The sequence below is a fragment of the Corynebacterium sp. HMSC078A10 genome (assembly GCF_001811565.1).
Taxonomy (GTDB): Bacteria; Actinomycetota; Actinomycetes; order Mycobacteriales; family Mycobacteriaceae; genus Corynebacterium; species Corynebacterium hesseae.
Genome location: NZ_KV805226.1, coordinates 150,163 through 173,978, shown reverse-complemented (window position 1 = coordinate 173,978; position 23,816 = coordinate 150,163). Strand labels below are relative to the sequence as shown.

The following is a 23,816-nucleotide window of genomic DNA, read 5'->3' as shown; positions in this document are numbered from 1 at the left end:
CATGGAAAAAGTGGCAGTCGTTACAGGAGCGTCTTCGGGGATTGGGGAGGCGTCGGCAAGAGCGTTGGCGGCTGACGGCTGGCGTGTCGTCGTCGGCGCGCGGCGCGTCGAGCGCCTTGAGGCCCTCGCGAACGACATCGGCGGCGAGGCATATGCCCTCGACGTAACCTCGGACGAGTCCGTGGCCGAGTTCGTTTCCCACCTCGACCGCATTGACCTCTTGGTCAACAACGCCGGTGGCGCTAAGGGCCTGGAGCCCCTCGTGGACACCACCATCGAGGATTGGCAGTGGATGTATGACGTCAACGTCCTTGGCACCGTTCGGATGATCCAGGCTCTCATGCCGAAGCTGCGGGGCGGGCTCATTATCAACATGGGATCCGTGGCCGGGTGGAACGTCTACGAGGGCGGTTCCGGTTACAATGCCGCCAAGCATGGCGTCCGCGTGATTTCTCGTGCACTGCGTATTGAAGAGCACGGCGTTCGCGTTACCGAACTTGACCCGGGCCGTGTAGCCACGGAGGAGTTTTCCCTCAATCGTTTTCGGGGTGACGCCAAACGTGCCGCACAAGTTTATGACGGCGAGCTCAACCTCACCGCAGAAGACATCGCTGAGGCAGTGCGTTGGGTGGCGTCCCTGCCGGAGCACGTCAACATTGACACCATGACTATTAAGCCGCGCACGCAAAGCTAATTTACCTGTTTCGCTGCAGGTGAGACGCCTCTTATAGTGGCATGTGTTAGTGAAAACGCATGTGAGTATGGGGGGTTAGGTGACTTTCAGCGCCATAGTGGCCTTGATGGGTGTGTGGTTCGCGGCGATGGCTTCGCCGGGGCCAGATGTGGTTCAGATTATTCGTTTGGGTGCGCGTTCCACGCGTGCAGCGGTGTGGGCCGCAATAGGTAGCACGACTGGCTTGATGATATGGACCGTTGCTTCGCTGGCGGGGCTTACCGCGCTGATTTCGGCCCATCCTGAAATCCTTGTGGCGCTGCAGATTGCCGGCGGTAGCTATCTGCTATGGATGGCATTTTCTGCAATAAGCAGCGGCATTAAAGAGCGTCGTGCTCCAGCAACCATGAATCCTCAACCGCGCGGGTTCACCCCGGACGGCATCATCAGACTCGGCACGGCGTACCGCATGGGCTTGGTCAGCGATCTTTCTAATCCCAAGGTGCTCATCTTCTTCGGCGCTATCTTCGCCAACTTCATCGATCCGGGCATGGGCTTGAGCGCGAATGCCACGGTTGGCTCTGTGTTGGTTATTGAAAGCCTCATTATTTTCGTCGGCGTAGCGTTGAGCACCCGTGCAGTGGCGAAGTGGATGGCAAAGAACTCCGCTGGGGTAGATATCTTCAGCGGAGTTGTGTTTGCCCTGCTTGGCGTTATCATTCTGGCAGAGGGAATTCTTGCGCTTTGAGCTGGGTATGCTGGTCAACATGCTAGAAGTCTCAATTAAGGGAGAATCCATTAAGCTCGGCCAGTTCCTCAAACGGGCCTCCTTGGTCGCCACCGGGGGAGAGGCCAAAGAACTCATCGAGCAGGGGCAGGTCACCGTCAATGGGGAAGTGACTAAGCAGCGCGGAGCAACGCTGGCGCTTGGCGACGTCATCTGCGTCTCCGACACTTGCGCCCGCGTCGTCGAAGACGACGACGATTATTTTGATGAGGCCACCGCCGATGATGACTTCGACCCGGAGAAGTGGAGGAACCTTTAATGCCCGCTTTTGAAGCTGAAGTAGGAATGCCCTACTGGATTACTCTGGCCAGTTCTGATGTGAAAGCCTCCGAGAAGCTTTACTCGGCCGTGCTGGGCTGGGAATTCGAAGATGGCATCGCCCGCCTTCAAGGTCTGCCGATCGCAGAAATTGTTCCGGGTCAAGACACCTGGGCTACCTATTTCCTCTCCCGCGACTTGGAAGCCGATTGCGCCCGAGTAGAACAACTCGGCGGAAAAATCCTCGCTTTAGGTGCCCCGCTGGCGCTCGTACTCGACAAGTCCGGTGCCATGTTTGGCTTGACGCAGCCGGAGCTCGACCGCTTCGTCGCCGGCGGTGAGCCTGGCACCCCGGTGTGGCACGAGCTGACGGTCTCGGAGGATTTTCACTCAGCGCTGGACTTTTATGGTGAGCTCTTCGATTGGGAAATCCGTGGTGATGAGCATTATGCGGTTGCGGAGGAAGAAGGCGCTGCCTTCGCTGGGTTCTGGCATGCAGAAGGTCTGCCGAGTTTCTGGCAAACCTACCTGGGCGTGCGGGACATCGAGCAAGCAGCGAAGGCTGTTGTGGAGAATGGCGGGCAGGTTATCCGCGAGCCCCACGATTCACCATTCGGCCGATTGTGCCTGATTGAGGATTCCACGGGTGCGACGCTTACCTTGTGCGAGGTCGAGGATGCCCCTGAAGAACCCGTCGAGCTCTAGGGTCACGGAAGTTGTGCTCCGCATTCCGCCTGGCAACGTCTCCACCTACGGAGAGATCGCCAAAGTCGTAGGGGTCGGGGCGCGCTATGTGGGCTGGGTGATGGCGAAAAGCGAAGATCTGCCCTGGTGGCGTGTGGTCAACAGTACCGGCCGCGCGCACACCTCCGCTGCCCAAGCCCATTGGGATGCCGAAGGCATTCCACACCGCGGCGATAGTGTGGTGCTCGCTGAATGCGGGCTGGATGCGGCGGACCTCAATTACCTCCTCTAAGCCGATCGCCAATGTGGTTCGTCGTTTTAAGCGACGAACCTAGTTATCTAGAAGGGGATTTCTTCATCTCCCTTGCCATAAGCGGTCTTCTTATTTTTGTTTGCTTGCTGTTCTTGATCTAGCTCGGCCTTAAACTCCTGAGCTTCCCGGTGCTTCCTAGCGCGGTACCCTTCAATATCTTGCGCAACGCTTCGCGCCCAGCGCTTGTTCTTTGGTGCTAGTGGCCCGGAAGGCTCCGTGATTGCCCAGGTCCCATCCTCAAAGAGCCAGACCACATCCCCGGTATCGGGATCCAAAAAATAGAACGCCCGCCCATCGGTCTTCATGTTGTGGTGATGCTGGCACAACGCCACCATGTTGTCCGGATGCGTTGGCCCACCATCGGCATAGTTAATACGGTGGTCTAATTGACACAGCCACGCCGGCATTCCGCAGCCAGCTGCACGGCAGGTGCCATCGCGCCCTTCAACATATTTGCGAACCAACGTGGCTGGTCCGTAGCCATTAGTGGCTTCCGGCTTGGTACTCAAGTCCCTTTTCGTTACGGCTTGTGCTGGGATATTCTCTACCTGCCAGCCGTGCCCTTCAACATATACTGGCGCGTCTTCGACATCACTCGCTTGATAAGTGTGGAGCACTACGCGGGCAGCTTCTGGTTCTACCTTTCCGGTCGTTAGAAGGATAAGTGCTTCTGCCATAGACACCTCATGCTTTTCAGCAGCCGCCTTAATCGCCTCATGGATGATGATTCCAACGCTGCTATCCACCTCTAGTTCTATGGTGGCGCGCTGGTCGCGGGTGAGTAGGGAATATCGATTCTTTGTGCGCTTATCCTCCACTGCGATGGAGTCGTCATGGACCTTGACAAGGTCACGCATGCGACGACGAATCTGCGACGTGGTGGGAAATACCTGATTTGGCTTCGTAGGTGTAAGCCAACGGGCCAACGCAGCGTCAATGGTGGCCACTACCTCAGTGGAAGGTTGGCCGAGTTTAGCCATGACCTGGTCGATGGCGATCAGCGCAGGTAAGTCCAGCAAGAAATCGGCATCTTGCAGGGCTTTGAGCTGGGGTAGCTCTCTAAGGCGGTAAATCCCCATGACTATGCGAGCAACCGCCCCGGCCGCTTTGCCGGTTTTTAGCCCAAGGCGCATGCACGCTGTATCTGAGTCCTCATCCAAGGCGGGAAGGACGCTAGACCAAAACTCGTAGTCTGCTTGGCGTATGGCTTTACCTTTCATGCAGACCGGGTCGTTCGGATTGGAATGAGAAAAATAGGAAACAACGGCTTCTGTAGCGGAAGACAATTCAACCCCCTCTTTTGTTAGAGATATTGAGAAGGATCGAACCCCCACTGTCCGAATTCCTTTTCGAAAAATGAGTTTATTCTGTACCGCTTGGAAAGTCCATACCCTGGCGGAAAGTTGTGATTAGAGAGGTGAATGTGACTACTGATTTTGTGTTTACCCAGCCTGCCGCCGCTTTGAGCTTCGGCGGGAGAGTCTAATGGGAAAGGGGCTAATGAAAGACCTGTTCGAACCCTGGGGCGGGAAGAGTGCGCGCTGAACCCCTAGGGCAGCGTTGTTCCAATCAAGCCTGTTGAAGCTGTGGCTTGAGTTAATCTATGAAAGTGCTTAAACTCCGCTCCCTTATTGCTGGTCTTGCGCTAGCGACCGTCGCTGCGCCATCCGCCCAGGCCCTGACGTTTGATCCTGGAAAGGTTCCGCCACGCACTCAAATGACCGTGCGCTATGCCGACGGAAACTCGGTTTCCACTGGAAATGGCCACGAGTCTCGTCCTGCGCTATCCCTCGCGAAGCTGTACCTAGGAATGTGGGTCCTGAAATATGGCGCGCCGGAGGATAAAGCGCGGGTGGAAAACATGGTTCGCTTCTCTGAGGATGGCACCGCTAGCGATCTGGAGCGGAAGTATCCGCAGGCCATACCTTCCATCATCGGGGAATATCGCTTGGGGGAGACCCATCACAACGGTTACTGGGGCAATACCACGACGTCGACGGAGGATCTCGCTCGCTTTATTGGGGTGATATCTGGTGACCCAGTTGCTGCACCGCTCATGAAAGGTATGGCGACGGCAGCGCCTACGGCATCCGACGGATATCGTCAGGACTTCGGCACCGCGCGGATTCCGGGCATTATCGGAACGAAATTTGGGTGGTCGGATGACCGGCAGGTGCATGCGAGCGCTTCTTTCGGTCCTGGATATAGTGTGGCGGCAAATACCTATGGATCTCCCGCGGATCTCACCGCAGATGTGCTCGGCGCGGTGGAGGTACAGCCGCAAGCGCCGAGCTTGCCGACGCCCCCTCAGGACCTGCGCGATAGGGCGTGTGCGGAGCTGAAGCGCGCTGTGCCTAGTTCATCGCACGTGTGCTGATTGGCCACGGGTTTAGCTAAGTTTTACCTTTGCGGAAACTGAGAAATTAATATATTCTCGGCTACCAAATAAGCGGTTACTAACCCGAAAGGTATTTCCCTATGCGTAAGGCCCTGTCCATCGCGGCCATTGCTGTTGTTGCTTTGACCGTTGCCCCGTCGGCTTCGGCGAAGAGCGACCAAACTCGTTCGCTCATTTCCCCTGGCACCTGCACCTCCATCACCAAGTTGGCAAACGAAGGAAAGCCGGTTCCGGATCCGTCGATTCTGCACGATGCTGATTCCGTTCCTTCCTACTTCAAGAGCGGCGTGCTCAAGTACAAGGTGGCGGATAACTTCCCCTACCGCGAGCAGCTCGATGCCGCGGTAGCTGAGTGGAACGATGCTCTCGACGGCAAGGCTTCTCTGAAGGAAGTAGCGCCGTCCGAGGCCGATGATGACACCATCGCCATCATCTATAAGCCGGAGCCGAATGGTTACGTCCAGGGTACGGCCTACCCGGACCACGGGATGCTCTTCATCAAGGCGGCCACCGCTCAGTACCCAGAGGCGCTTCAGGGAACCATCGCTCACGAGCTCGGCCACATGATGGGAGCGGGCCACTCCTGCGCCCACGCCCTCATGGCCGGCGCAAACCAGAACCCCATTTCCTATCACGTAACTCCGCTTGACGCCGTGGCTGTCCTGCAGGGGCAGTTTGACTAATTCAGCGCAGGCTGGCTGAGCCGGGCGAGTGCGAGTAGGTATCGTCCGCCTTGGCTAGGCGGTGGGCGCGAAGCCCCAGGGTGATGACGATGGGGTAGAGGATGAGCGCGACCACGATGTACTGCGTGACCAGCTGCCATGTCTCATCCCACATGTAGTTCCACGCGAAATGGAGACAGAAGGAAACAAAAAGCGCGCCCACGCCCACTCCGAGGCGCCACCACCACGTTTTGTGGGCGGCGTAAATGGCCCAGCCGATGCCAAAGCCTGCGATGGCCGTCAGTGACATGTGTAGGCCTGGGCCCGCCACAAGGCGGAGCCCCCACATCTGCAGCATGCCAATCCAATCAGACGTCGGGTGCATGACGGCGCCGAGAGAAGCGTAGAGGACGTTTTCAAAGACCTCGAAACCCCAGCCCACAAGCGCGCCGACGATGAAACCATGCCAAGGACGGTTGAGCTGGCGGAAACTGAGTAACACAAAAACCACGCCCAGCGCCTTGGCGAACTCCTCCGGATAAGCTCCGGCCCATGACATCATGGATTCTTCCCATCCCACGCCCTTGGTGAGGGAGCTGAACGGAAGTGCTGATAGGAGCGCCAAAGACACCGCGGTGCCGGCTCCCCACAGCACGCTGGCTGTGGCCCATCCCTTGGCAGGTGATGCCCACATTGGGCTCAAGCGCCATAGATACAGCCCCAGCGCCAAGAAAGCAAAGCCGATCAGCAGGCTTATTAGGCCCGGCAGCGGGGCAACGAGGAAAGCACCTAACAGGTTGATCAGAGCTGCAGGCAGGCAGATACCAATGATGACCCACAGCGCCACGCGGAAGATCTTGCTCACTTGAAGGCCTCCATAAACTGATCGGCGATTTCTTCTGGGTTTCCGTCTGAAAAGACGAGCTCGTAGTTGAGATCGTCCTTGGCCACGCTAAAGGCAACGACCGGGATGTATGTATACGTTCGCAGTACGAGGATGCCGTCTTGGTTTTCTACTTCTTCTTTCGGCATCGACCCGAAGGTCGTGGCGCGCACAGCTCGGCGCAGGGCCAGCTCGTCATCGTCGACATCAGAGGTGAGGTAGGCCTCGACCAAGGTATCGCCGCAATCCCACGCCTGGTTGGCCACGGAATCGTAGTTCACGCTGCATTCGACGCCGTCGATAGGCTGACGCCACTCAGGATCGTCGAGGACAACAGGCTCGGTTTCAGGATCGTGGTCCGGCAGCGCCAAGCTGAGGACGGCGGGCGTGCCGAGCACGAGGAGGGTCACCCCAAGCACAGCGAAAAACGGCCCCGTCATCTTCGCTGGCGGGAAACGATAAGAAGTCATGCACACCACACTAATGGGTACATCTGACATAGAGTGAAGTGCATGAAGGATCTGTATCAGTTTGTTAATGGCCCTTGGATTGAGTCCCACGTTATTCCCGATGACCGCGGTGTTGACGGGACTTTTCACGCGCTTCGCGACGAAGCCGAGGAACTCGTCCATGACATCGTTAAGGAAGACGAAGGCCGTCCGGGGATCGTGTATTCCTCCCACATGGACGTTGAGGGAGTGAACGCTGCGGGAACGGCGCCTTTGGCCGAAGATTTGGACAAGCTGGTGGCGGCGGACCCGGAAGAGCTGGCGCACAACCTGGGCGTGCTGGAGCGCGAGGGCGTCGGCGCCCCGGTTACCTTCTGGGTAGAAAAGGACTCCGGCTCCGAGGAGGCGGTGGCCTACATTATCCAGTCCGGCCTGGGCCTTCCAGATGAGGCTTATTACCGCGAGGAAGCCCACGCGGAGACGCTTGAGGCCTACGAGAAGCACGTCGCAGCGATGCTTGGATTCCTGGATCCGGCTCGCCTCTTCGGGCTGGGCGCGGAAGCGGCCGCTACGCGCATCGTGAATCTGGAAAAGGAAATTGCTGCAGGGCATTGGGATGTGGTGGCCTCGCGTGATGCGGTGAAGACGTATAACCCGGTGGACGTCGCCAAGCTGCCCAGCATCACCCGTGCCATCCTGCAGGGTGGGGGACTGCCCGAGCACCGTGCGGTAGCTATGATGCCGTCGTATTTTGAGCATCTGGAGGGTCTGTTTACCGCCGGCCGCATGGCGGATTGGCAGCTGTGGGCCACGTGGCACATTCTGCTGTCGCGCGCGCCGTACCTTACTGAGGAGATCGGCAGGAAGAATTTCGAGTTCTACGGAACCAAGCTTTCTGGCGCTACCGAGCAGCGTGACCGCTGGAAGCGCGCCGTGGGCCTGGCAGAGAACATGGTGGGCCAGGAGATTGGCAAGGTCTTCGTGGACAAGCACTTCCCGCCGTCTTCGAAGTCCGAGATGGATGAGCTGGTGGAGTACCTTACCGCCGCATACCGCGAGAGGATTTCGCAGCTGGAGTGGATGACCCCGGCTACTCGTGAGCGTGCGCTGGAGAAGCTCTCGCAGTTCAAGGCCAAGATTGGTTATCCGGAGACCTGGCGTGACTACTCCGACCTGGAGTTTTCTCCCAAGGGTGCGGACCTGGTGGCCAATGTGCGCGCAGGGAGTGCGTGGAGCCACGATTATGAGCTGGCCAAGATTGGCAAGCCGGCCGACCGCGACGAGTGGTTCGCAACCCCGCAGACGGTCAATGCCTTCTACAACCCAGTAGTCAATGACATCACCTTCCCGGCGGCGATTCTGCGCCCGCCCTTCTACAATCCGGACGCGGACGCGGCGGAGAACTTCGGTGCCATCGGCGCGGTGATTGGCCACGAGATTGGCCACGGTTTTGATGATCAGGGCTCGCAGTACGACGGCCAGGGCAACCTCAACTCCTGGTGGACGGATGAGGACCGCGCGGCCTTCGAGAAGTTGACTGCGAAGCTGGTGGACCAGTTCCACGGCCAGGTGCCGAAGGTGCTGGAGGGCACCGATTCCGCGGGTGTCAACGGTAGCTTCACCCTGGGTGAGAACATCGGTGACCTCGGTGGACTGGGTATTGCTGTGGTGGCCTACAAGAATTACTGCGCCGACAAGGGCCTGGACATCAACGGCCAGGTAGCGCCGTTTGAGGCCGAGGGTGCTGAGCCGGAATTGGCAGAGCACGAGTACACCGGTCTGCAGCGCTTCTTCCTGGCGTGGGCGCGCGTGTGGCGCACTGCTATTCGTCCGGAGATGGCCACGCAGTACCTGGCCATTGACCCGCACTCGCCGGCGGAGTTCCGCTGCAACATCATCGCCGAGAACATCGACGAATTCTACGAGGCTTTTGATGTCGAGGGTGGTCTTGTCCCAGAGGAGCGCGTCACCATCTGGTAGTACCCTTGGGGGCCATGAGTGAGTGGAATATCGGCGGCCAGGATCGCCAGCTAAGTCCAGAACAACAGCTCGAGCAGCTCTCCTCCTACATGGAGGTGCACTACCCGCTGCCGGATTTCCGCCCGCCGTGGGCCGGTGGAGGTTCGCCGGAGGCGGACCGCTACTGCGCGCTGCTGCCGGACCGTATCGTGCAGGCCTCCATGATGGTGCTGGGATCTGCGGTGGATCACTCGCTGCCCGGCACCGTTTTTACGGAAGGCGTGAGCGTTGAAGACTCTGAGGTGGGAGCGATCTTTAGGCCGTCAGAAGAGTCTGGTCGCTGGGCGGTGTCGCTGCACTCCGGCGGCTGGTGGCGCGGTGACGGCAAGGCGCTAGAAATGCAATGGCGGCCCGAAGTTGCTGCCGCAGCGCAGTTGTCGGGCACGACGATCATTGATGTCGATTATCCGTTGGCGCCGGAGCACACCGTGGCGGAGATGGTTCAGTCGGTTCAGGCGGCCGTCGATTATGCGCGCGACCATGGGGCCAACCGCGTGACGGTGTGGGGATATTCCTCCGGTGGGGCGCTCGCAGCGCTGGTGCCTGCCGACGCCCTCCTCCTCACCTTCCCCGACTTTGGCGCGCTGGCCAAGCTGCCGGAGGAGATCCGTGGTGACTACGTCCTCGACGAGGCGGCACTGCCAGCGGCATATTCCGACATCTTGGTCCAGACCGCGGCGCAGGATGAGATTGCTGAGCGCGTGGAGATCCCCGGTGCACAGACCGCGGAGTACGTGTCCATGCACCGTATTTCGACCCCGGCCGTGGCGCGGCAGCGCATTAAAGATTCGGCCGAGTTCCTGTAGTTCTACTGTTCGCCCTCGGGGCGAATCTTCATTTCGGAGTTCTTCCACAGGCCGGAGCGCTGGATAATTTCTTGGTCGATATCCGCCTCGAGCGGGGCCTCGCCGCGGGAGTTGGTGCGCAGCTCATACTTTTCAATGGAGCCCCAGTCGCGCGCCCAATCATTGTTGAGGTAGCTCGGGATCTCATAGGAGTAGTTCACTGCCTCCGCAGTTGCCAGCGCACCACCACCGGAGAAGGACTGGAAGTCCGTGAGGGAGGTTTGTGCGGCGGCGTCGGGAAGAATGCGGAACTGCGGGATCTCGGTCACGCCGGCGTAGTGGTCGAAGGTGCGCTGGCAGGGGAACTGCAGGGCCACGGACCAGTCGAGGAGTGCCGGGGTAGAGGAATCGAACTGGGAGTTGATGGTGGCAAGCTCCGGGACGCGCGGCGGGGTAAACGCCATCCAATCGTCCTCATCGGTGGAATCATCGATCGCGACGAGGCGCACAACGTTGGCCTCCTCTGGGAGCTCGTCTAGAGCAATGCGGAGGTTGCGCCATTTGGGGGTCGCGCCGACGTCGGAAAGCTCGGCCTCACCCTTGTTGGTGACCTTGCCGTCCTTGAGTGTTCCGTACTCCAGGGTGAGCTCGGTGCCTTCCTGCTCCACTCCGTTGACGTCGTGGTGGTAAATCTTACCGGCGGCAGCGACCGAGAGGACGGGGGTGTTGTCGCCAGGTTCCGGCAAGTTATACCACTGGGTGGTGATGGTGGCGGTCGAGCGCTGCGATTCATCGTAGGAGCCCATGACCGGGACCTTCCGGTAATCCAAGTTGAACGGCAGGTGCATCTCGGAGCCGTTGACACCCAGGGTTCCGCGCACGCCGCCGGCGGAGGAGTCGGTGACTTCGGTTGCTTTTTCTTCAGTTTCGGTCTCGGTTTGCTCGTTAGACGCAGCGGAGTCGTCACTGGTGGTGTTGGCAATAGCGCCTACCGACGCCGAGTTGAGGTTCTCCGGCTCAATATCTTCCTTGATCATATTGGGGCCGAAACCGAAGTTGTCCTCCTTCTTGTCAACGAGCGAGTCCTGGAATTCGCCCTCGACTGGCGTGAGGAAGGATTCGTTGGTGTTGGTCTCCATCATGGTGGAATCCGCCAGCGAGCAGGTATCGCCGCGCAGGGAAGCCAGGTTGCCCTTGCCCACGGAGTAGGAATCCGCCTGGGCCACGTAGCCCTTGGCAAAGGAGGCACACGAGAAGGCCACGATGATAATGCAGGCCGCCGCAATCGGTGCGGACATGACACCCGCCCAGCGCGAGACCTTGGCGGCATTGGCGGCCTCGAACTCCTCGAGGGTGCCGGCGGTTTCGGCCTTGTTCTTGCGATAGCTGTGAACCAGGGACTGGTAGAGGCCAATCGCCAGGACCACCATGGCGATGGCCAGCACCACGGTGTTGGCCTCGATGCCCTTGAACTGCACGGTGCGATCCCACCACGGGATGCCGAAGGAGGACACGTACCACCAGGCGTTCCAGCCGCCCAGGGAGATGGCCAGGAGGAAGATCACCGCGGCGATGGAGAAGGTCCGGGCACGCGGGGAGCGCATGGCAATCTGGGAAAGGACCACCGAGCCGAGCGCGGCGATGACACCGGCGACACCGGCGTAAATGCCGAAGTGGTGCGTCCACTTCGTCGGCGTGAACATGAGGAAGAAGGCCGAGAGCGCCATGATGGCCAGCAGGCGCTTGGTGGGATCTGCCTCCGCACCGACGACGCGGTGGTCCTTGATGAAGGCATAGATGATGAGCGCCAAGCAGAAGAGCATGGTGAACATGGCAAAACGGCGCGTCAGGGAGCCGTCCACGGAGGGCTCGAAGAGCGTGGAGTAGCGCACGAACTCCGAATACCACGGCAGGGACGGGCCGACCGCGGAACGCACGCGAGTGGATTCGAGGACCGACGCTAGCGTTTGGTCCCCGAAGGCAGCGACCATGACAGCGGTGCCGCAGGCAAGGAACGGGGCGATGAGAGCTGTCCAGCCGATCTGGGGAGCGCGCTTGCCCATGATGCGGAACAGGGCGGGCAGGCAGACCAGGAAGATGCCCACCGCGGTGAGGCCGGTGGGGCCAGCGGCCAGGGTGATGGTGGCGATGATGGTGCCCACCGCCGCCGGAAGGAGGCGCTGGGTGGAGATGGCGCGCTCGAAAGAGGCCCACGTCAGCATGACGCCGAGGGCCACGATGGGCTCGGGGCGGATGCCGTTGTTATAGGGCAGCCAGAAAGCCAGGAACATGAACGCGGCGGTCCAGTGCGCCAGGCGGCGCTCGTTGACGCGAGCGCCGAAGCGCGGAAGCATCTCGCGCGACAAGATAAACCAGATGATGAGCGCTGAGATAAGCGCAGGCAGGCGCACGATGATGGACGCGCTGGAGAATTGCGCCAGCCATGCCACGAGGTCGTAGTACGGCGCACCGAACGGAGCCTCGGGGACGCCGTACCAGCGGTAGTAGTTCGCCATATAGGTCGCGTGATCGGAAACGCGTCCCATGGTGAGGATGAAGCCATCATCGGAGGTATTAGCACCGAAGATGTACCACCAGCCGAGAACAGCCGCCACGACGCCATCGAGCGGGCGGATCTGCTTCCAGGTTTCGGGCATGAAGCCGAGGCGTTTGCCATCGAGGCGGTCGATTCGCCACAGGCAGACCAGGCTGATGACCACCATGGCCAGGCCCAGCCACATGGCGATGAGCTTGAGCGGTGTCGGGGAGGAGGTGAAGCGGGAGTTGATCTCCACGTGGATGCGGAGGTCGTCGCCAAGCTCGGCGAGGGCTTCCGGGGAATCGTCGATCTCGGTATAAACGCCGGTGACCTGAGGGCGGAGATCCTCCTCGGAGGTCTCTTTGTGCTTGCCCAAGGAGACGGTGGTGCCGTCACCGGTGGATTGGATGCGGAGCGTGGAGTCCTCAGGCAGCTTCGCCACCTGCTCGGCCGTGAGAGAGAAAATGACCTCATCGAGGCTGGTCACCGAGAGACCATCCTCGCCGGCGCGGACAAACATGCCGCGGTTGGAGGCCTTCTTGGACTCTGGGGGCACGGTGCCGTAAAGCAGGTCCTGGCCATCGCGCAGCTTATCGACGGCCTTCAGAGGGATCTCTGCATCGATCTCCTCCGGCGCCACCGAGATGAGCGGGGCGTTGATGGACTGCAGGGACTCCTGCTGGGGCCAATCGAAGGAAGATTGGGTTTGGTTCACCGGCAGCAGCGGCGTGGCCACAAAGCACAGGAAACCGATGAATCCAGCGATGATGGCGGTGAGCCGCAGAGACTGCGGTGCTCGCAGTGAAGAGGTATTCCGATCTGACACGGCGATCAGTCTACGTCACCGCCATGGCTTATTAAGATCTGGCCGCGACGACGAAGGGGCCAATTTGTTTAGTGGTCCAGCCTTCTTCAAAGACCTCCGGGTTGAAGAACACCGCGCGGTAGCGCACGTTGGGCTGATTGGGGTAAATGTCTTCTGCCAAGTGCGTCTTGTAGCCATCCCCGGGTTCTTCGATATCACCGCGGAAGATGAGCACGTCTGGGCCGCGCCACGGTGAAGACTCGAGGGAATGCGAGAATTCCTTCGGAGTCTGGTCCCAGGAATTGGAAGCCCACTCTTCAATCTGCAGGTTACGGGTGCTGAACTCTCCCAACGGGTTGGCATAGTTGCTGGTGAAGGCGTTAAACCCGTAGTAGGGGTTATAGGCCATGAAGAGCTTTTCGTCCGTGAGGACGACGGTGTCGTCGGCCGCGTAGCCCTGGGCGTCGATGAACTCACGGATCTTTCCGTAATTAGCGGAAGAATCGCTGGTGTAGCGGTCCGCGCGCTCCCCGTAGCCGTCGGTATCGGTATAAGCGTGATCCAAGGCGGTCACGTTCGTCGCGGGGATCTGCTGCGCATAGTAAATACCGCCCAGCCCCATGATGATGGCAAAGACCAGGGTCACGCGCTTGCTGGTGGTCTCAGTAATGCCCGCCGGGTAGAGGGTGGGCAGGCCCATGAGGCGGACGTCGGCCAGCGCGAGAATGCCCGCCGTGGCGAAGAGCACCGCGACCATCAGCTCCAGGCGGAAGCCCAGCAGCGTGCTGCCGGCAAGAGTCATGACCATGGAAGCTAAAGTCCACAGGTAGGTACCGACGAGCGCGGTGCCCATAGCTCGGATTTCGGGCTCATCGACGCGCAAGATGAGGTAGATCAGGCCAATAAGGCTGAGGGCGCCGATGACGGACAAAGAGAGGAAGGGCGCCGGGATTTGGGTGCCCTCCTCCGGCAGGTAGTGCTGCGCGGTGGATTCTAGCGGGGCGGTGGCGTGCAGGACGGCGTGCAGATACGGTGCCCAAGCAATCGCGGCGATGGCCAGGGATCCGGCCGCGATGGCGGCGAGGCGCACGAGGGGAGTCCACGTACGGTCGCCCACGCACGTGACGAGTGCAATGAGGCTGACGATGGTAAGCGCCACGGCTCCCGTGTACAGCGTGTAGAAGCAGGCGGAGATTCCGAGGTAGATGGCGATTGCGGCGGCGGAGAACCACGAGGAGCCGTAGAAGGCGTGTGAACACAGGACAGCTACCGCTGGTACGCCCATTGCGATGACCGCGGAATACGGTTCTTCAGCGCCGATGGTCAGGGTCACCGCTGTGGTGGTCAAGGCAATGGCGGTGGCCACAGGTAGGGAACCGGCAAGCCGCTGCCACAGCGGAACCAGGATGCACCCGGCCACAGCCAGGGAGATGAGGCTCCAGGGTTGGTAGACCTCCCAGCCGGGCATGTTGAGGATGTTGGCCAGCCGGCCGCCCAACCAGAACCAGCCCAGCGGGTAGAAGGTGGGCAGGCCCTCGTAGTTCATGTCCGCATAGGAGCTGGCTTCTGTGGCGCGGGTGAGGAATTGGGTGCGGAATACCTGGTCGACTTGGACACCGTCGAGCCACAGGCGGGAGGCCGCAAGAGGCAGGCCGATGCTGGTCAGCGTGAGCAGCGCGGGCGACATGTAGCACACAGCGGTGGTGAGCCACGTCCGCCAACGGGGGCGCGGCGAAGCGCCAATCACCCACCACGCGCACAGAGCGCCCACCAGCAGAACGGTGAGCGCAGTTCCCGCCGTGCTCAACGCACGGGTCACCATCGACGTACTGAACGCCGGGAGGGAGACCGTTTTGAAGGCAAAGAAGCCAAGAAGCGTGACAAGGCCGCCACCTAGAGCGGCGGCGGCGATACCCACGAGGGTGGCGCGACGCGATAGGCGGTCGACGTCATATTCCATGGTGGGGGACACGGCGGGAGACGACATGGTGGGAGACTCAGTCATGTAAGTAGTTTCCCACACGCCGTGGACATAGCGGAACTTTAGAAAGGCAGCTTCCGGAAGATCGCCTGCGGGATGAACTTGAATCCCAAGGACACGTACTCAAACAGCGGGTGCACGAAGATGGACTGCTTGCCGTCCAGGACCGCCTTGACGGTGGCCTTGGCCACGTCGGAGACGTTGACGGTCAGTGGCGCTTCGCCGGCTTCCGCCGACATCTTGGTGCGGACCTGGCCCGGGCGGACCACGAGCACGTTGGCGCCGGAGCCGCGCAGGGCCTCACCGAGGTTGATGAAGAAGCCGTCCACGCCGGCCTTGGAGGCGCCGTAGACAAAGTTGGAGCGGCGCACGCGCATGCCGGCGACGGAGGAGATCGCCACGATGGTGCCGTGGCCCTGCTCCTTGAACTTCTGGCCGAGCAAGACGCCGAGGGAGACCGGTGCGGTGTAGTTGGTCTGGGCGGAGGCGACGGCCTTGGCCTGGTCCTGCCACAGTTCTTCCTGGTCACCGAGGGTGCCGAAGGCGATGATGGCAACGTCGACGTCGCCGCGCTCAAAGGCGCGCTTGACGACGTCCCCGTGGCCCTCGAAGTCAGTCGCGTCAAAGTCGATGACCTCGACGTCGCCGCCGCGGGACTCGATGGTCGCGCGGGCATCCGCGATACGCGGGGAGTTGGCGCGTGCCGCGAGGGTGACCTTGGCCGGGCCGCGCTCGAGGAATTCTTCGACGATGCCCAAGCCGATTTCGGAGGTGCCGCCGAGAAGGAGGATGTGTTGTGCTTGGCCTACTGCATTCAGCATGAGGTGATTCCTTTCTAGTGCAGCTCGAGGCGGCGGGACATATCGGAGGCGAAGACGCCGGTCGGGTCGATGTCGTTGCGGGTCTTGAGCCAGCCCTCGAGGCCCGGGTACATCTTGTGGAAGTTCTCCGCCGAGGTGCGGGACTCCTTGGCCAGGTAGAGGCGGCCGCCGAATTCCATGACGCGCTTATCCAGATCGTCGAGGAAGGCGCCCAGGCCCGGCTTGATGGGGAAGTCCACGCAGACATTCCAGCCTGGCATCGGGTAGGACAGCGGGGCCTTGTTTCCGGGGCCGAAGAGCTTGAACACGTTGAGCGCGGAGTAGTGGCCGGAGCGCTGCATGTCCCGGATGATCTCCTTGAAGGGCTCGACGGCGTCGGTCGGCACCACGAACTGGTACTGCAGGAAGCCGTTGGAACCGTAGCCACGGTTCCACTCGCCGATGAGATCCAGCGGCTGGTAGAACTGCGTGAGGTTCTTGACCTGGTTACGCGCCGGGGAGCCCATGAGGTAGTAAGCCTCACCGATAGCCATGAGGGAGAGCTTGTTCATGGTGAAGTTCGGGAAGATATCCGGAACCGTCATCAGCTGCGGAGCATTGAACTTCAGTGGGTCCTTCGCCAGCTTCGGGGCGAACTCCTCGAGCTGCTCCAAGGTGGCCAAAGAGCCGCGCGAAATGGTGGAGCGGCCCAGCTTCGGCTCCGGGGAGATAACGTCGAACCACGCGGAGGAGTACGTGTAGTTGTGCTCCGAGCCATCGGAGTGGAAGGCCACGGTCTCATCGAGGTTATCGGTGCGGTCGGTATCCGCGATGAAGTAGGCGGTTTCCGTCTTGGTCATCTTGATCTGCGCGCGCAGGATGATGCCGGTCAGGCCCATGCCGCCGACGGTGGCCCAGAAAAGATCTCCTTCTGGATCCTCATCTGAGCCCTCTGGGCTCAGATGTAGGACGCGGCCATCGGCGACGAGCAGCTCCATGGAGGTGACGTGGTTACCAAAGGAACCGGCGGAGTGGTGGTTCTTGCCGTGGATGTCCGGGCCGATAGCGCCGCCGATGGTGACCTGGCGGGTACCCGGCAGGACAGGAACCCACAGGCCGTAGGGCAGAGCGGCCTTCATGAGCTGGTCAAGGGTGACGCCACCGTCGACGTCGACAATGCCCGACTCCGGATCGATGGAGTGGATCTTGTTGAGGGGTTGCATGTCGATGACGAGGCCACCGGCGTTTTGCGCGGGGTCACCGTAGGAACGGCCCATACCGCGGGCGATGACGCCACGGCGCAGGTGGGCGGGCTTATCAGCGTTGTCCTCAGCCACCTGGGCGACGGCCGTCTTGATGACGTCGACGTCTGGGGTAGACAAAACGTGGGCGGTTGTCGCCGCCGTGCGGCCCCAACCGTGGAGGGACTTCTCAGTAGTATGCAGTTCCATCTCTTACTCTTTGATTCGATGTGATGGGTCGGTTCTCTACCCTACCTAGGTGACAGTGCCTGTGGCGTGAGTGAAAACGTGAGATTAGGTACAAAAGCCAAGTAAACGGAACATTTGTACTGTCCGGTCATGTGGTTTTAGTTCGGAATTAGTACAGATCCATGATCTCGCGGATCTCTTCCGGCAGCTCTTCCTGGGAGGTAATCTCCGGGCCGTCATACTCACGGAGGATCTCGTAGACTCTTGCCCTTGAGACGGAATCGAGGATGGGGAGTTCCTCGGCGATGAGCCGCGTCATGAAACCATTGAGCGGCAGCGAGGTGTGTTCGGTGGCCAGATAGTGGCCGTGGCGCTTGTCTTCCTCGGCGCGCTCATCTTGCGCTGCTCGCTGGGCCGGGGTGAGGTGCTCTTTTTTGGAGGAGTACATGCACGGTAGCCTACCGCCCGCCTAAAGTGGGGCGGTATGACTTCTCCCAAGCAAGACAATTATGCGCTGGATGACACCCTTGCCGGACGCATCACCCAGGCTGCGGCCGTGGGCATCATGACCGCGTTCCCTGACTGGATCAAGAATAAGACTGCGCTCGTTTTCGCCTATGTGCTGTCCTTCCTCGGATTCGGCGCGCTCGTGGCTATCACTAATGCAGAGAGCCATGAGGACCGCCCGGAGCCGGAGACCCCCGACGTTCCCGTGTGGGCCATCCCAGTTGCTTTCGCCATTCTTGTGCTGGGTGGATGGATCACCGTGAAGACTGAGCAAAGCGTGGTCCGGTTTATTCGCCGCCGTGGGGCGGCAAAACCCTGGACGGTATGGGGCGGAATTAGTGCTGCCATCGTCCTCATCCTTAGCGAGCTTGAAGCACGCGAGCTCACCGCGCGTAACTAAAAATGCGTATGGTGGGGCACATGAGCTCACAGGTCACAGATTTGGCGCAGGTCCGCGCCAATCGTGGTGAAACCCTCCTGTGCCAGGTATCCAATGTTCGCGCAGAAGCAGAGGTTCACCGCCAGATCGGTTTCTCTGACGCGCTCACGTTGGAAGAGCTCCACCACATTCTTGAAATCTGCTTCGGGCTGCCGCAAGAGGATTCACCGTGGCACTTCTTTGAGCACACAGATGCCCGCGGCCAGCGCATCGATCCGAGCCACACCGTGCGCGAATTCTTGAGCCGCGAAGGCGAGCAGGTCGATTACGCCTGGGGGCTGTGGGACTTCGAAATCGTTGTGGTGGAGACCTACCCGCGCGATAGCGGGACGCCGGAGGCCCTGTGCGTGGGCGGTTCCGGTTCTTTCCAGACCCCCTTTGATCTCACCGCCGTGAATGCGGAGCTCACGGGCCAGGAAACCATCGATGAGGTGTTGGATCTTGTCATTAGTCCCGTCCGCGCGCTGATTGAGAGAACCCGTCTCTATGACTTTGTTCCGCTCCTCCAAGCTCTGGACCTGAAGCGTGAGGTAAGCATTGATGCTCAGGCGTTCCGCCAGCTGCGCACCTTGCCGCGCGAGGTGACGAATGAGGGCAAGGATGCTTTTTGGTCCATGGCTCTGGCACTGTCCTGCATGGGCGGGCGCGAGTTGACTGATTCCGTCGTAGAGACCGCCATGGCCGCTCTGGGCTGGGTCGACGATGACGGTGAGGAATTACGTGGTTCGGCGATTCGGGAGCTGTGCTCGGCGTCGCTTAAGGTTTTGTCATCCCTCGGCGCCTATGGCGAAGATGCCGTCGCGCCCGTGGACCGCCTGGACATTTACCGCGCCCTTATCCGCGGGTAGAGTATTTCGTCGTGACTGAACCTACCTCTAGCATGAAGACCCAACTCGTGCGCTTCGTGTCCGTCGGTGTTTTCACCGCGGCGATTGATTACGGCCTGACCCTCTTCCTTACTTATTTGGGTCTGCATCGCTCCCTGGCGAAGGCGATTGGCTGGGTCTTCGGCACCATCGCCGCCTACGTGGCCAATGCCCGGTGGACTTTTGGTGCCCAGGTTTCCGGCCGCACCGCCGGTGCCGTGGGCTTGCTGTACCTGTCCACCTTTGCAGTACAGAATTTCCTGTATTGGGTGCTCAACGCCCCGCTGATCAGCTTGGGCTTTGAAGGCGCGGTCAAGGACACCATCGCCTTCGTCATCGCACAAGGCGTTGCCACGGTGACCAACTTCGCCATTCAGCGCGCCTTCATCTTCAAAGGAAAGTAACCATGGCTGGTCGCGCCGAACGCCTCTCACGGTCGAATTCCCTGCAGGCGCAGGGCGCGAAGTTCGCAATCACGGGAGCCATTGCCGCGCTTATCGACGTCTCCCTGACCTGGCTCTTTCAAATTGGTTTAGGTCTGTTCGGCGATGTGGCCTCGCGGACCGTTGGCTTTGCCGCCGGTACCTTCGTGGCCTACCTGCTGAATCGGCGTTGGACCTTCAACGCGCGGGCATCGAAGCGCCGCTTTGCTGCCGTGTTTGCCACCTACGCCATGACCTATGCGATCAACATTGTGCTGTATCGCTGGGCCTTCCCCTTCTTTGATCACACACTGGACTGGCCTTCGTCCTGGGCGCTGGCGGTCGCTTTCGTGATTGCCCAGGGCACGGCAACGCTTATCAACTTCTTTGTGCAGCGGTGGGTGATTTTCCGCAGCACGCGCAAGTCCTTTGAGGTTTAGGGCCGGCGGAAGTCTTCCTTGCGGCCGCGGTTGTGCAGGCGCAGCCACTCCATAAAGCCCTTCACGTCATGCTGCTGCACGATGAAGAACCAGCCAAACCGCGCGAATTCTTGCGGCAGCAGCTTGCGCATGCCGCGCTGCCACAACAGGTAGCCGCGGTTGCGGTAGGTGAAGAAGCGCTTGAACTCGCCCTCCGGGTATTGCGTGTGCATTTTGCCGCCGAGGATGGGCTTGAACTCATCGGAGCCATCCGGGTGCAGGTAACTCGTGGTCAGCGCGGTGCCGAAGTCTAGGCCCGAGTTGACCAGGCGGCGGTGGTACTCCACTTCATCGCCACGGATGAACAGGCGGTAGTCAGGCACGCCGATGATTTCCATGGCTTCTGCGGAGATGAGCGCGCCGTTGAAGAGGGAGGCAATGCCGGGGAGGAAGTCACCCTCCAGCTCGTTCATGTAGCGCCGCCACACCAGGCCCTGGCGCAGAGGGAAGGCCAGCTTGGCGGGCTCGTTGATGTTGCACACGGCGGGGGAGACTTCGTGGAGTGCGTTGTTTTCCGCAACCCGGTAGAGCTCCTCTAGCACGTGGTGGTCGGCGGGGCGTCCGTCATCATCCGCGCACCACACCGCATCTGCCCCGAGGGCCAATGCCGTAAGGAAGCCCAGCGCGAAGCCGCCTGCGCCGCCAAGGTTGGTCTCGGAAGGCACGTAGACGCCGCGCTCACCGGCCAGTTCGTGGAGGAGCTCCTTCACTGCTGCTTCCGCACCGTTATCCACCACGATGACCCATTGCACCGGGTGCGTCTGGTTCACCACCTGCTCAAGGGAGGCGCGTAGCAGCTCCACGCGCTGGTGGGTGACGATCACAGCGGCCGTTGTTCCGGCCTGGGACAGGGTGGCAGTCATGGGTTCTATTGTGCCACCCGCATGTGGCGCTCAGGTGCGTGACATGGAGGTGGCCGAGGTTTAGGCGTTGAAGCCCGGAATCTTGATGAGACCGGAGTTCACAGCATTGACAACACCAGCAATGAGGCCCAGCACAATCGCGGCGATGGAGGTGCCAACGAGGATCTCAGCGGTGGTGCCCACCGGGTATTCCTTGGCGGTGTCATTCTTCAGGGAAGACATGGCCACGTCCTTGGCGGAGCCGGCAGTCTCAAGTCCTTCTTTGATTTCCTCAGGAGTGCTGCTGCCCTCGCTGCTGCCTTTGCTGCTGATAGCTTCAGCGCCCTTCTCAATGCCGTAATCCACGGAGGAGGCGAAGCCGTCACCGCCGACGAGTTCCTTAGCCCCTTGCTTCAGGATGTAGCCAAAGACCTCAGCCTCGGAGACCTCAGAAGAACCCTTCTCAGCAGCAGTAGCCGGGGCGATGGACAGGGACAGTGCAGTGGCGGCGGCAACGGCAGCGGCGGTGAAACGCTTCATGGAGGTACTCCTTGGAAGAAAGGTAGAGGTAGCGAAAGTAAAGAAAATGATAAAGAAGTGAAGGCTAAAAAGTATGCGATATGGAAAAGCTCCAGCCCTCAAAGGACTGGAGCTAGAACTTCAAAGCTAAAAGCTTGATGCGTTCAGATTAGAACGGAAGGGAAACGCCCGGGATCAGGCCGTTCTGAACTGCGGCGTAAGCAGCTCCGAGGACGGCAGCGGTGATGCCAACGCCCCAGAGAATGTCGTGAGTGGTGCCCAGAGCGTAGCCGTTCTTGGCATCGTTCTGCCAGGAGGACTTGTTGACGTCAATGTAAGCCTTAGCGGAGCCACGCTGGGCATCCGAATCCCAGCTATCGGTAGCGTCCGAGCTGGTCTGGGCGGAACCTAGTGCAGGCTCGGAGAAACCGTTTACGGCTCCGACGATGCCAGCACCAATCAGCGTGCCTGCATCTTCCCAATCGCCTTGGGTCTGTGCAGAGGCAACACCAGCGGACAGGGACAGTGCGGTAGCGGCGGCAACAACGCCAGCAGCGAAACGCTTCATGATAGGGCTCCTTAGAGTCTAGAGAGAACGATTCCTGTGCTTCAGGATCTTGCTTATCTTAAGTGGATTGGATTGAGGAAAAGAAGCAAATAGAAAAAGTTTCTATCGCGCTGCACCCATACAGGGGTATGCATTTTTCCAGCGCATGGGCCCAATGGCTGGGGTCAGTGCACAGTAGAGTGGCCTTATGACTGCGAGAAGCGTTGAAGAAATGTGGGCTCCTTTTAGAGTTTCCATCCACGTGGGTGACCTGACTCTGCGGGTGCTGCGTGATAGCGACATCGCTGCGATTCATGGCGTTACCGCCGCTGAGATTTTTGGTGAGCCGCTACCGGATTACACGTTTCCGTGGTTGAAGCAGAAGCCGGATCCGAGTTTCCGGTGGGCGCACCGCGCGCAGATGTCCCCGGAGGAGTGGTCGCTGGACTTCGGTGTGCACCTTGATGGTGAAGTCATTGGCTCAGTGGATCTGCGGGCGAAGAATTTTCCCGATAACCATGAGGTCGTAACCGGATCGTGGATCTACCATCGCCTTCAGGGCCGCGGGATAGGTACGCAGGTCCGCCACGCCGCTGCGGTCTTTTGTTTTGAATACCTGGGTGCGCGCCGGCTGCGCTCAGAATGGGAGCCGGGGAACGAGGCGTCGCAGGCTGTATCGCGCAAGCTGGGCTACACCATCGAAGGCAACAAGGCCGTGCTGCGCAAAGAGGACTACCAGCCGTGGCCGGAAGTGAATGTGCGTGGCATGAGCGAGGAACTGGGCGAGCTGCTTGGGGTGAGGTGCCCTAAGTGACGAAAGTATGGCCGACCATTCGCTGGGGCCCGAAAAGTTTGGCAACTAGGGCAGTAGGAACAGCAAGGTTGCCGTGAAAACAAGTGAATTGTCGCCTGTTTTCACGGAAACTTAGGCGTTTTCCTCGTTGTCAAAGCGCTTGCGCAGATCCCGCACGTACTGGCCCACCTCAGGGCCTTCGTATTCACCGACGACCTCGGAGACCTCGCCCACCGAGCGAATCTGGCCGTGGTCGATCCACAGGGCGGTATCGCACAGCTGCGCCAGGAAGTCGTTGGAGTGGGAGGCAAAGACCAGGATGCCGGAGCGCTTCACCAGGTCCTGGAGGCGGACGCGGGCCTTGGCCATGAAGGCGGCGTCGACGGCGCCGATGCCTTCGTCGAGAAGCAGGATCTCCGGCTCAATGGAGGTCACCACGCCCAGTGCTAGGCGCACGCGCATACCGGTGGAGTAGGTGCGCAACGGCATGGAGAGGTAATCACCCAGCTCAGAGAATTCCGCGATTTCATCCATCTTGGCCTTCATCTGCTTGATGGTCTGGCCCAGGAAGAGGCCGCGGATGATGATGTTGTCGTAGCCGGAGACCTCTGGGTCCATGCCCACGCCGAGGTCAAAGACAGGCGCCACGCGCCCGCGCACGTTGGCGGCGCCGCGAGTGGGCTCGTAGATACCGGACAGCAGGCGCAGCAAGGTTGTCTTGCCCGCGCCGTTGTGGCCAACGAGGCCGACGCGATCGCCCTCACGCAGGTGGAGGTTGATGTCCTTGAGCGCTTCCACCATGACCACGTTCTGGTCATTCTTGCCAATGGAGCCACCGGCCGTGGAGAGCATCGCCTTCTTGAGAGAGCGGGACTTGGCATCAAAGATGGGAAAGTCCACGCAAGCGTTATACGTATCAATGGAAACCATGGACGA

Annotated in this window: 26 protein-coding genes; 14 read left to right on the top strand and 12 right to left on the bottom strand. The window is 60.3% G+C overall.

Going from position 1 to position 23,816, the window contains the following annotated elements; all coding sequences use genetic code 11:
- The first annotated feature begins 1 nt into the window (after position 1).
- From HMPREF2808_RS11290 to HMPREF2808_RS11270, 5 genes are all read left to right on the top strand, one after another.
- Complete coding sequence (locus HMPREF2808_RS11290) at positions 2-694, top strand: SDR family oxidoreductase (protein WP_070533472.1); 693 nt, start codon at positions 2-4, stop codon at positions 692-694.
- Positions 695-773: 79 nt separating this feature from the next.
- A complete protein-coding gene (locus tag HMPREF2808_RS11285) occupies positions 774-1,421 on the top strand; it encodes a LysE family translocator (RefSeq protein WP_141752610.1) in 648 nt (215 codons plus the stop codon).
- A gap of 19 nt (positions 1,422-1,440) precedes the next feature.
- Entirely contained in the window at positions 1,441-1,719 is a 279-nt protein-coding gene (locus HMPREF2808_RS11280; RefSeq protein ID WP_210386973.1) for an RNA-binding S4 domain-containing protein, read from the top strand.
- Entirely contained in the window at positions 1,719-2,423 is a 705-nt protein-coding gene (locus HMPREF2808_RS11275) for a VOC family protein (RefSeq protein ID WP_070624715.1), read from the top strand. Before HMPREF2808_RS11280 ends, HMPREF2808_RS11275 begins: the two co-directional genes overlap by 1 nt.
- 13 nt (positions 2,424-2,436) lie before the next feature.
- Positions 2,437-2,694 carry an MGMT family protein gene (locus HMPREF2808_RS11270; protein ID WP_232748534.1) on the top strand — a complete coding sequence of 86 codons (258 nt, stop codon included), beginning with the start codon at positions 2,437-2,439 and terminating at the stop codon, positions 2,692-2,694.
- Between the two features lie 47 nt (positions 2,695-2,741).
- Here the strand turns inward: HMPREF2808_RS11270 and HMPREF2808_RS11265 are convergent, their stop codons facing one another.
- A complete protein-coding gene (locus HMPREF2808_RS11265; RefSeq protein ID WP_246818578.1) occupies positions 2,742-4,049 on the bottom strand; it encodes an HNH endonuclease signature motif containing protein in 1,308 nt (435 codons plus the stop codon).
- Positions 4,050-4,318: 269 nt separating this feature from the next.
- Between HMPREF2808_RS11265 and HMPREF2808_RS11260 the strand changes: the two genes are divergently transcribed.
- The gene (locus tag HMPREF2808_RS11260) at positions 4,319-5,092 is read left to right on the top strand and encodes a hypothetical protein (protein ID WP_083303761.1); all 774 of its coding nucleotides are present in this window, start codon (positions 4,319-4,321) and stop codon (positions 5,090-5,092) included.
- 101 nt (positions 5,093-5,193) lie between these two features.
- A complete protein-coding gene (locus HMPREF2808_RS11255) occupies positions 5,194-5,796 on the top strand; it encodes a zinc metalloprotease (RefSeq protein WP_070520298.1) in 603 nt (200 codons plus the stop codon).
- 1 nt (position 5,797) lies between these two features.
- Here HMPREF2808_RS11255 and HMPREF2808_RS11250 read toward each other — a convergent pair whose 3' ends face one another.
- Positions 5,798-6,640, bottom strand: a complete 843-nt coding sequence (locus HMPREF2808_RS11250) for a PrsW family intramembrane metalloprotease (RefSeq protein WP_070624713.1) — start codon at positions 6,638-6,640, stop codon at positions 5,798-5,800.
- Positions 6,637-7,128 (bottom strand): hypothetical protein, encoded by a 492-nt coding sequence (locus tag HMPREF2808_RS11245; RefSeq protein ID WP_070520291.1) that lies wholly within the window; start codon positions 7,126-7,128, stop codon positions 6,637-6,639. Before HMPREF2808_RS11245 ends, HMPREF2808_RS11250 begins: the two co-directional genes overlap by 4 nt.
- Before the next feature lie 42 nt (positions 7,129-7,170).
- Here HMPREF2808_RS11245 and HMPREF2808_RS11240 point away from each other — a divergent pair, with 42 nt between their 5' ends.
- Both HMPREF2808_RS11240 and HMPREF2808_RS11235 read left to right on the top strand, forming a co-directional pair.
- Positions 7,171-9,087: a M13 family metallopeptidase gene (locus HMPREF2808_RS11240; RefSeq protein WP_070624711.1), complete on the top strand. Its 1,917-nt coding sequence runs from the start codon at positions 7,171-7,173 to the stop codon at positions 9,085-9,087.
- Positions 9,088-9,101: 14 nt separating this feature from the next.
- Positions 9,102-9,932 (top strand): alpha/beta hydrolase, encoded by an 831-nt coding sequence (locus HMPREF2808_RS11235; RefSeq protein WP_070624709.1) that lies wholly within the window; start codon positions 9,102-9,104, stop codon positions 9,930-9,932.
- Positions 9,933-9,934: 2 nt separating this feature from the next.
- Here the strand turns inward: HMPREF2808_RS11235 and HMPREF2808_RS11230 are convergent, their stop codons facing one another.
- The 5 genes from HMPREF2808_RS11230 to HMPREF2808_RS11210 form a co-directional block, all read right to left on the bottom strand.
- Positions 9,935-13,276: an arabinosyltransferase domain-containing protein gene (locus HMPREF2808_RS11230; RefSeq protein WP_070624707.1), complete on the bottom strand. Its 3,342-nt coding sequence runs from the start codon at positions 13,274-13,276 to the stop codon at positions 9,935-9,937.
- 31 nt (positions 13,277-13,307) lie between these two features.
- Positions 13,308-15,260, bottom strand: a complete 1,953-nt coding sequence (locus tag HMPREF2808_RS11225) for a galactan 5-O-arabinofuranosyltransferase (protein ID WP_070624706.1) — start codon at positions 15,258-15,260, stop codon at positions 13,308-13,310.
- 38 nt (positions 15,261-15,298) lie between these two features.
- Entirely contained in the window at positions 15,299-16,057 is a 759-nt protein-coding gene (locus tag HMPREF2808_RS11220; RefSeq protein ID WP_070533449.1) for a decaprenylphospho-beta-D-erythro-pentofuranosid-2-ulose 2-reductase, read from the bottom strand.
- A 14-nt stretch (positions 16,058-16,071) separates the two neighbouring features.
- Positions 16,072-17,487 (bottom strand): decaprenylphosphoryl-beta-D-ribose oxidase, encoded by a 1,416-nt coding sequence (locus HMPREF2808_RS11215; protein ID WP_070533447.1) that lies wholly within the window; start codon positions 17,485-17,487, stop codon positions 16,072-16,074.
- A gap of 148 nt (positions 17,488-17,635) precedes the next feature.
- Positions 17,636-17,914 (bottom strand): hypothetical protein, encoded by a 279-nt coding sequence (locus HMPREF2808_RS11210; protein WP_070520269.1) that lies wholly within the window; start codon positions 17,912-17,914, stop codon positions 17,636-17,638.
- A 36-nt stretch (positions 17,915-17,950) separates the two neighbouring features.
- Here HMPREF2808_RS11210 and HMPREF2808_RS11205 point away from each other — a divergent pair, with 36 nt between their 5' ends.
- The 4 genes from HMPREF2808_RS11205 to HMPREF2808_RS11190 are packed head-to-tail and all read left to right on the top strand — an operon-like array spanning position 17,951 to position 20,140.
- On the top strand, positions 17,951-18,373 hold the full coding sequence (locus HMPREF2808_RS11205; RefSeq protein ID WP_070520265.1) for a hypothetical protein: 423 nt from the start codon (positions 17,951-17,953) through the stop codon (positions 18,371-18,373).
- A gap of 20 nt (positions 18,374-18,393) precedes the next feature.
- On the top strand, positions 18,394-19,260 hold the full coding sequence (locus HMPREF2808_RS11200; RefSeq protein ID WP_070533529.1) for a plasmid pRiA4b ORF-3 family protein: 867 nt from the start codon (positions 18,394-18,396) through the stop codon (positions 19,258-19,260).
- A 32-nt stretch (positions 19,261-19,292) separates the two neighbouring features.
- Entirely contained in the window at positions 19,293-19,682 is a 390-nt protein-coding gene (locus tag HMPREF2808_RS11195; RefSeq protein WP_070520260.1) for a GtrA family protein, read from the top strand.
- 2 nt (positions 19,683-19,684) lie between these two features.
- Entirely contained in the window at positions 19,685-20,140 is a 456-nt protein-coding gene (locus tag HMPREF2808_RS11190; RefSeq protein ID WP_070596272.1) for a GtrA family protein, read from the top strand.
- Here the strand turns inward: HMPREF2808_RS11190 and HMPREF2808_RS11185 are convergent.
- The 3 genes from HMPREF2808_RS11185 to HMPREF2808_RS11175 form a co-directional block, all read right to left on the bottom strand.
- Positions 20,137-21,042 carry a galactofuranosyltransferase GlfT1 gene (locus HMPREF2808_RS11185; RefSeq protein ID WP_070624704.1) on the bottom strand — a complete coding sequence of 302 codons (906 nt, stop codon included), beginning with the start codon at positions 21,040-21,042 and terminating at the stop codon, positions 20,137-20,139. The two genes, HMPREF2808_RS11190 and HMPREF2808_RS11185, sit on opposite strands and share 4 nt — an antisense overlap.
- A gap of 60 nt (positions 21,043-21,102) precedes the next feature.
- Positions 21,103-21,561, bottom strand: coding sequence for a hypothetical protein (locus HMPREF2808_RS11180; RefSeq protein ID WP_070533443.1), 459 nt, complete (start codon positions 21,559-21,561; stop codon positions 21,103-21,105).
- Between the two features lie 148 nt (positions 21,562-21,709).
- Entirely contained in the window at positions 21,710-22,108 is a 399-nt protein-coding gene (locus HMPREF2808_RS11175) for a hypothetical protein (protein ID WP_070624702.1), read from the bottom strand.
- A gap of 187 nt (positions 22,109-22,295) precedes the next feature.
- Here HMPREF2808_RS11175 and HMPREF2808_RS11170 point away from each other — a divergent pair, with 187 nt between their 5' ends.
- Positions 22,296-22,901, top strand: a complete 606-nt coding sequence (locus tag HMPREF2808_RS11170) for a GNAT family N-acetyltransferase (RefSeq protein WP_070624700.1) — start codon at positions 22,296-22,298, stop codon at positions 22,899-22,901.
- A gap of 111 nt (positions 22,902-23,012) precedes the next feature.
- On the opposite strand, the gene HMPREF2808_RS11165 is transcribed toward HMPREF2808_RS11170, so the two are convergent.
- Positions 23,013-23,810 carry a galactan export ABC transporter ATP-binding subunit Wzt/RfbE gene (locus tag HMPREF2808_RS11165; RefSeq protein ID WP_070520246.1) on the bottom strand — a complete coding sequence of 266 codons (798 nt, stop codon included), beginning with the start codon at positions 23,808-23,810 and terminating at the stop codon, positions 23,013-23,015.
- Between the last annotated feature and the right edge of the window lie 6 nt (positions 23,811-23,816).

Bases quoted from the DNA above. Each gene is read 5' to 3' on its own strand.
- HMPREF2808_RS11245 (WP_070520291.1), bottom strand. From the start codon at position 7,128: ATGACTTCTTATCGTTTCCCGCCAGCGAAGATGACGGGGCCGTTTTTC.
- HMPREF2808_RS11170 (WP_070624700.1), top strand. From the start codon at position 22,296: ATGACTGCGAGAAGCGTTGAAGAAATGTGGGCTCCTTTTAGAGTTTCC.
- HMPREF2808_RS11220 (WP_070533449.1), bottom strand. From the start codon at position 16,057: ATGCTGAATGCAGTAGGCCAAGCACAACACATCCTCCTTCTCGGCGGC.
- HMPREF2808_RS11225 (WP_070624706.1), bottom strand. From the start codon at position 15,260: ATGACTGAGTCTCCCACCATGTCGTCTCCCGCCGTGTCCCCCACCATG.
- HMPREF2808_RS11290 (WP_070533472.1), top strand. From the start codon at position 2: ATGGAAAAAGTGGCAGTCGTTACAGGAGCGTCTTCGGGGATTGGGGAG.
- HMPREF2808_RS11280 (WP_210386973.1), top strand. From the start codon at position 1,441: ATGCTAGAAGTCTCAATTAAGGGAGAATCCATTAAGCTCGGCCAGTTC.
- HMPREF2808_RS11205 (WP_070520265.1), top strand. From the start codon at position 17,951: ATGACTTCTCCCAAGCAAGACAATTATGCGCTGGATGACACCCTTGCC.
- HMPREF2808_RS11275 (WP_070624715.1), top strand. From the start codon at position 1,719: ATGCCCGCTTTTGAAGCTGAAGTAGGAATGCCCTACTGGATTACTCTG.
- HMPREF2808_RS11195 (WP_070520260.1), top strand. From the start codon at position 19,293: ATGAAGACCCAACTCGTGCGCTTCGTGTCCGTCGGTGTTTTCACCGCG.
- HMPREF2808_RS11255 (WP_070520298.1), top strand. From the start codon at position 5,194: ATGCGTAAGGCCCTGTCCATCGCGGCCATTGCTGTTGTTGCTTTGACC.
- HMPREF2808_RS11185 (WP_070624704.1), bottom strand. From the start codon at position 21,042: ATGACTGCCACCCTGTCCCAGGCCGGAACAACGGCCGCTGTGATCGTC.
- HMPREF2808_RS11180 (WP_070533443.1), bottom strand. From the start codon at position 21,561: ATGAAGCGTTTCACCGCCGCTGCCGTTGCCGCCGCCACTGCACTGTCC.
- HMPREF2808_RS11260 (WP_083303761.1), top strand. From the start codon at position 4,319: ATGAAAGTGCTTAAACTCCGCTCCCTTATTGCTGGTCTTGCGCTAGCG.
- HMPREF2808_RS11175 (WP_070624702.1), bottom strand. From the start codon at position 22,108: ATGAAGCGTTTCGCTGCTGGCGTTGTTGCCGCCGCTACCGCACTGTCC.
- HMPREF2808_RS11235 (WP_070624709.1), top strand. From the start codon at position 9,102: ATGAGTGAGTGGAATATCGGCGGCCAGGATCGCCAGCTAAGTCCAGAA.
- HMPREF2808_RS11165 (WP_070520246.1), bottom strand. From the start codon at position 23,810: ATGGTTTCCATTGATACGTATAACGCTTGCGTGGACTTTCCCATCTTT.
- HMPREF2808_RS11240 (WP_070624711.1), top strand. From the start codon at position 7,171: ATGAAGGATCTGTATCAGTTTGTTAATGGCCCTTGGATTGAGTCCCAC.
- HMPREF2808_RS11190 (WP_070596272.1), top strand. From the start codon at position 19,685: ATGGCTGGTCGCGCCGAACGCCTCTCACGGTCGAATTCCCTGCAGGCG.
- HMPREF2808_RS11215 (WP_070533447.1), bottom strand. From the start codon at position 17,487: ATGGAACTGCATACTACTGAGAAGTCCCTCCACGGTTGGGGCCGCACG.
- HMPREF2808_RS11210 (WP_070520269.1), bottom strand. From the start codon at position 17,914: ATGTACTCCTCCAAAAAAGAGCACCTCACCCCGGCCCAGCGAGCAGCG.
- HMPREF2808_RS11200 (WP_070533529.1), top strand. From the start codon at position 18,394: ATGAGCTCACAGGTCACAGATTTGGCGCAGGTCCGCGCCAATCGTGGT.